Source organism: Rhizobium moroccans (assembly GCF_057559155.1).
The window spans coordinates 1-6,190 of sequence record NZ_JBHFJG010000034.1; the positions used below are offsets into that span (position 1 = coordinate 1).

At 61.6% G+C, this 6,190-nt stretch carries 4 protein-coding genes and 1 pseudogene; 2 read left to right on the plus strand and 3 right to left on the minus strand.

Annotated features, from left to right (window positions below):
• The 3 genes from ACE04I_RS16735 to ACE04I_RS16745 form a co-directional block, all read right to left on the minus strand.
• Positions 1 to 560: NADPH-dependent F420 reductase (locus ACE04I_RS16735; protein WP_487207309.1), on the minus strand; the 560-nt coding region annotated here is incomplete at its 3' end.
• Positions 561 to 599: 39 nt separating this feature from the next.
• Complete coding sequence (locus ACE04I_RS16740) at positions 600 to 3,710, minus strand: efflux RND transporter permease subunit (RefSeq protein WP_487207310.1); 3,111 nt, start codon at positions 3,708 to 3,710, stop codon at positions 600 to 602.
• Entirely contained in the window at positions 3,710 to 4,828 is a 1,119-nt protein-coding gene (locus tag ACE04I_RS16745) for an efflux RND transporter periplasmic adaptor subunit (RefSeq protein ID WP_487207311.1), read from the minus strand. The genes ACE04I_RS16740 and ACE04I_RS16745 overlap by 1 nt, the downstream gene beginning before the upstream one ends.
• A gap of 86 nt (positions 4,829 to 4,914) precedes the next feature.
• On the opposite strand from ACE04I_RS16745, the gene ACE04I_RS16750 reads away from it, so the two are divergent.
• Complete coding sequence (locus ACE04I_RS16750) at positions 4,915 to 5,493, plus strand: TetR/AcrR family transcriptional regulator (protein WP_487207312.1); 579 nt, start codon at positions 4,915 to 4,917, stop codon at positions 5,491 to 5,493.
• A 67-nt stretch (positions 5,494 to 5,560) separates the two neighbouring features.
• Positions 5,561 to 6,190, plus strand: a pseudogene (locus tag ACE04I_RS16755) (beta-ketoacyl synthase N-terminal-like domain-containing protein); the annotation flags it as partial.

The following is a 6,190-nucleotide window of genomic DNA, read 5'->3' on the forward strand; positions in this document are numbered from 1 at the left end:
CCGGGCTGCTGACGCCAGGAATCACCGAGACTTCCAGAGTCGTGTGCGTCAAAGCCCGTGGCTTCCACCAGTTCCATGGCGGTAGCCTTTGCCTTCGGATCGTCGCCCGCGACCGGAATGGCGATCCGTCCGGATGTCCCATTCGGTTGTCCTCTCTCGGCCAGCGTCTCCGCCAGCACAGCATTCCATGCTTTGACGACGGGTCGCCCAATCTGCTCGCTCACCCAGGTGCTTTCAGGCCTGCCTCCGTCGACCTCGGCGATCGCACCGTCGCGGAACGGGTAATAGTTGGAGGTGTCGATCACGACGACGTCGGTCGGCACGTCCTTGAAGAGCCCGGCAAGATCGGGATAGTTCGCGAACGGGATCGAAAGAATGATCGCCTCCACGCTCCGCACGGCGTCCTCCTTAGAAACAGCGGTGGCTCCTACGTCGCGGGCAAGATCGCGAATGCTGTCCGGCCCCTTCGAATTGGCGAGTTTGACCTCATGGCCGCTGGCGGCAAGTTTTCTCGCCAAAGTCGCGCCGATGTTCCCGGCTCCGATGATTCCGATCTTCATGGAATGTCCTTTCGTGAATGTGGGTCCGACAACTGAGCCCTACTCGGCAGCCATTGCAGTTCGTAACTCCAGCTCCTTTGGGAAATTCCCGTGGCTTTCTTTTTCTGTCGGCTTGATGCGGAACCATGCGGCATAGAGCGCGGGCAGGAAGAGCAGGATCATCACGGTGCCGACCGCCGTGCCGCCGATCAGCGTATAGGCCATCGATCCCCAGAACACCGAATGGGTGAGGGGAATGAAGGCCAGGACGGCTGCAAGTGCAGTCAATATAACCGGCCGTGTCCGCTGCACCGTCGCTTCTATGACGGCGTGATAATCGTCGAGACCGGCTGCCTGGTTCTCCTTGATCTGTTCGGTCAGGATCAATGTATTGCGCATCAGGATTCCAGCCAGTCCGATCAACCCGAGAATGGCATTGAAGCCGAAGGGTTGATTGAAAAGCAGCAACGCCGGAACCACCCCGGCAAGCCCGAGGGGCGCGGTCAGCATGACCATGGTCATCGTCGACAGGCTGCGGACCTGAAGGATGATGACGATCAGCATGGCGGCGATCATGGCCGGGAATATCTGGACGAGCGCTGTGTTGGCCTTGAGGGATTCCTCTATGTTTCCGCCCATCTCGATACGGTATCCGACGGGGAGCGAGGCGATCAGCGGCTGAAGAGCCTTCATTACCTGCTGTGACACCTCGGGAGGCTGCGTCGCCTCGTTGATGTCGGATCGAACCGTGATAACCGGCGTTCGATCGCGGCGCTTCAGGATCGGTTCCTCAAACCGGATCTCGGAATGACCGATCTGATCGAGCGGAACCTGCCGCCCATCTCGGCTCATCAGCGAGAAATCTGCTAGTTTCGATGGATCGAGCCGGTTTTCGCCGGCGCTGCGTGCGATGACAGGCACGTTGCGGATGTTCTCGCGAACCTGCGTTACGGGGATGCCGCTTAGCAGCAACTGCATCTGCTGGGCTGCCTCCGCCGGCGAAAGACCGATCAGGCTGAGCCGATCCTGATCAGGAACAAAGCGCAGCACGGGCGTACGGTTGCCCCAATCGCGGTTTGCCTGGCGCACATCCGGCACGCCCTTCATGATGTCCAGGGCCTTCTCGGAGATCTGGTACAGTTGCTCAGGATCAGGCCCCATGATCCGAAACTCGACCGGAAACGGCGTGTACGGTCCGAACACGAGTTGCGTAACACGGACATAGGCTTCAGGAGCAAGACCATCCGAGACGGCCGTCCGGAGCCGATGCTTCAACGCCTCGCGGGCCTCGGCGTCTGGTGTCAACACGACGATCTTTGCGAAGGACGGGTCCGGCAATTCCGGCGCCATGGCAAAGAAGAAGCGCGGAGCGCCCTGGCCGACATAGCTGGTGACGGTCTTTGCCTCCGGCTGCGTCTGCAGCCATCCTTCGAGCTTCTCAACCGTGGCCGTCGTCGTCTCGATACTCGTGCCTTCAGGCATACGGATTTCGACCAGCACTTCGGGACGATCCGAGGTCGGGAAGAACTGCTGTTTTACGCTTCCCATCCCAACGACGGAAACGGCCATGACGATGCCGACCACCGCGCATGTGACGAACTTGTGGCGCACGGCAAACTCGATAAGCGAGCGCAGGCGGCGGTAGTTTGGGGTGTCATAGATGGCGTGATGTCCGCCCTCGACCGGCTTGATGTCGGGTAACATCTTGACGCCGAGATAGGGCGTAAAGATCACCGCGACAATCCAGGATACGATTAGGGCAAAACCCACGACCCAGAAGATGTTGCCTGCGTATTCGCCGGCCGTCGATCGGGCGAAGCCCACCGGCATCAGGCCGATGATCGTCACGAGTGTGCCGGACAGCATTGGGGCTGCCGTATGGCTCCAGGCATAGGCAGCCGCCTTGATGCGGTCCATGCCTTCTTCCATCTTCACCACCATCACCTCGATGGCGATGATGGCGTCGTCCACGAGAAGGCCCAGCGCAAGGATCAATGCGCCGAGCGTGATACGATCGAAGAACCGGCCGGTCTCCAGCATGATGAGGAAGACGACGGCGAGCGTCAGCGGCACGGCAAGCGCCACAACGATGCCGACGCGCCAGCCCAGAGCGATCAGGCTCACGAACAGCACGACGCCAAGCGCCATGGCGAACTTGAGCATGAATTCGCCGACCGCCTCATCGATGTTGACGGCCTGATCGCTAACCTTTGCGAGCGTCATGCCCAGCGGCAGCGTCTCAGCGATCCCAGCCGATCTGTCTTCCAGCGCCTTGCCGAGTTCCAGACCGTTCCAGCCCTGTTGCATCACCACGCCGAGCATGATGGCGGGTTCGTCATCATGGCGAATGAGGTAGGTGGCCGGATCTTGGTAACCGCGCCGCACTTCGGCAAAATCCGAGAGCTTCATCGTGCGCCCGGCTGCGACGATCGGGGTATCGGCGATCGCCTGGATACTGTCATAGGCGCCATCGAAGCGGATGAAGACCTGCGGGCCACGCGTGTCGATCGAGCCTGCCGGCGTGACGGTATTTTGCCGCTGCAAGGCGGCCGCGATGTCCTGTGCCGAGATGCCAAGGGTGGCCAGCTTGGCATAGGAGAATTCGACGAAGATCTGTTCAGGCCGCTCTCCGAGGATGTTGATCTTCTTGACGCCCGACACATGCAGAAGGTCCTGGCGGATCACCTCGGCCTGCCGCACAAGCTCGCGCATCGGCATGCCCTTGGCCTTCAGCGCATAGAGAGCGAAGCTGACATCGGAATACTCGTCGTTGACAAAGGGGCCGAGGACGCCCTGCGGCAGGTTCCGGGCCTCGTCTCCAAGCTTCTTGCGGGCCTGGTAGAATTCCTCTTCGACAGCCGTGGGCGGCGTACTGTCCTTCAGCGTGACGGTCAAAAAGGCGTATCCCGGCCGTGTCGTCGTCTCGACACGATCATACCAGGTGAGCTCCTGAAGACGCTTCTCGAGCGGCTCGGCGACGAGATCCTGCATTTCGCGCGCCGTCGCGCCTGGCCACACGGACGTGACCGTCAGGGTCTTGATGGTGAAGGAGGGGTCCTCTGCGCGCCCGAGCTTGGCGAACGCATAGATGCCGGCGGCAGCCAGAAGGACGATGAAGAACAGGGTGACGGCTCGCTCGCGAACCGCAAGCGCGGAAAGATTGAAGCTCATCAGTTTGCCACCTCTGCTTGTTCCGCTTCGGTTCTGACGCTCGTACCGTCCTGCAGCAAATGGGCTCCAAGAGCGACGACCGGTTCGCCGGCCTTCAGGCTGGAGACCACCGCGACTTCCTCACCAATCTGTTCTATTCGCACTTGTCTGAAGCGGACGGTCGAAGATTGCCCGTCAAAGACCCAGACGCCAGTTCGGATGCCGTCATCCAGGACAGCACCGACGGGCACCACCGCATGCGATTGGCCGCCGCTATTGGAAACTCTGATCGTGACCGTCGCTCCGAGCGGAGCCCCGGCGGCATCGCCGTCGAGCACATAGCGGGCTTCATAGGTGCGGGTCTGGGGATCGGCGGAGTCCGACAATTGCCTGAGATGCGCGCTATAACGGCGGTCGTCGCTTCCATATACGCTGGCCTCGGCCACCGAGCCGATCGCCGGCCGGATCGTTTCGGGAAGCGCTATCACGGCTTCTCGGGGACCGGCCTGGGCAAGCCGAACCACGGGCTGACCCGCGGAGATAACCTGCCCTGGCTCGCCGAGCGTTTCGATTACCGTTCCATCCGCATCCGCCAGTAGGACCGAATAGGTCGCCTCGTTCTCCGTGACCCTTGCTTCTGCCTCCGCGGCGGCAAGTTGCGCCGTTGCGGTATCCAGCGCGGCCTTCGCCTGTTCGTAACGCTGCGGGGTTGCAGCCAGTCCGTTCTTTACCAGAGCAGCATAGCGTTTCTCGTCCGCACTCGCCTGCACCAGAGCGGCGCGCGCCGCAGCGACAGCGTTGCGCTTTGCCGTGAGCGCAAGGCGAAGGTCCGTCTCGTCGATCCGCATCAACGACTGACCGGCTTTGACCTGCTCACCGACATTCACAAGCCGTTCCACGATCTTGCCGGCGACACGGAAACCGAGATTGCTCTGCACTCTCGCCCCGATGATGCCCGTAAAGCGGCGCTCGGTTTCGGTCGCCCGTGCCGCCGCCACCAGCCTGACGATCGGCGGTTCCTGCCTCGGGTCGCTTACGGCCGAGGCCTCGTGTGTGCGAATGGAAAGCGCGGCGAACGCGGCTATCCCGGATATCGCGATCAGGCTGCTCCCCAGCACTATGAAGGGTTTCTTTTTCATGCCCATGGCCTCTTAGAAAAATAGATTGCGTTCGAACGCTATAACTGACATAGATTATGGATGCAATCTAAAAACGGAGGTCGATTATGCGGGTAAGTCGCGTTCAGGCTGAAGAAAACCGCCAAACCGTAATCACTGTGGCAAGCCGCCTTTTTCGCGAGCACGGCTTTGACGGCATTGGGCTCAAGGACCTGATGAAGGGCGCCGGACTGACCCAGGGCGCCTTCTATAAGCAGTTTGCGTCAAAGGAGGATTTGGCGGCGCAGGCGTCCAGTCGAGCATTGGAGAGCGTCTCCAGCCGATGGTCGGAAGCGATCGCGGCAAGTCCCGATGATCCGCTTGGCGCCGTGATCGCGTTTTACCTCAGCATGGATCATCGCGAAGAAAAGATGGACGGCTGCCCGGTTGCGGCGCTCGGTTCGGACGCCGCCAGACAGAGCAGCGATGTGAAAGCGTCGTTCGAAACCGGGATCAAGGCATATCTGGAAACCCTCGGCCGCATGATTGGCAGGGCGGATGGTGAGGAAACCGACGGCAAGGCCATGGCCGTCCTCTCGACCATGGTCGGCGCGCTGATCCTGTCGCGCGTCGTCAACGACCCCGATCTCGCCCAGGCCTTTCTGGATGCGGGAGCCCAGCAAGTCCGCCAATCCATCGCAGATTGAAGGCGGCACCACCGAAGATCGAGCGTCGGAGCGGGCAGCGCAGGTGCGCGCCCGAATAGGAGAAAAAATGCGACGGATTGTTGTTACGGGCATGGGCGCGGTCACGCCCCTTGCCACAGGTGTCGAGACGTCCTGGTCGCGTCTGCTCGCCGGTCGCTCGGGCATCCGCAGGCTTCCCGACGACGTGGTGGGGGATCTGCCGGCGAAGATCGGCGGGATGGTTCCTTCTCGGGAGGAAGACCCGGAGGCCGGCTTTGATCCGGATACCGTCCTGGCTCCGAAGGATCAGCGCAAGGTGGACCGCTTCATTCTCTTCGCTCTGGCTGCGGCCGAAGAGGCGCTAACCCAGGCGGGATGGAAACCGGCCTCGGAAAAGGATCGGAGCCGCACCGCGACGATCATCGCTTCGGGTATCGGAGGGTTCCCTGCCATTACCGAGGCGGTGCGAACCGTTGACCAGCGCGGCGTCCGACGTCTTTCGCCGTTCACCGTGCCGTCCTTCCTCGTAAACCTCGCGGCAGGCAACATCTCGATCCGCCACGGTTTCAAGGGCCCTCTCGGTGCACCGGTGACCGCCTGCGCGGCTGGCATCCAGGCGATCGGCGACGCGGCTCGTCTCATCCGCGCCGATGAAGCCGATATCGCCGTGTGCGGCGGAACCGAAGCATGCATGAACATCGTCAGTCTCGGGGGGGTT

What these genes read in the sequence shown, in the direction of transcription:
- ACE04I_RS16740 (WP_487207310.1), bottom strand. Translation starts at nt 3,710, where the DNA reads ATGAGCTTCAATCTTTCCGCGCTTGCGGTTCGCGAGCGAGCCGTCACC.
- ACE04I_RS16745 (WP_487207311.1), bottom strand. Translation starts at nt 4,828, where the DNA reads ATGAAAAAGAAACCCTTCATAGTGCTGGGGAGCAGCCTGATCGCGATA.
- ACE04I_RS16750 (WP_487207312.1), top strand. Translation starts at nt 4,915, where the DNA reads ATGCGGGTAAGTCGCGTTCAGGCTGAAGAAAACCGCCAAACCGTAATC.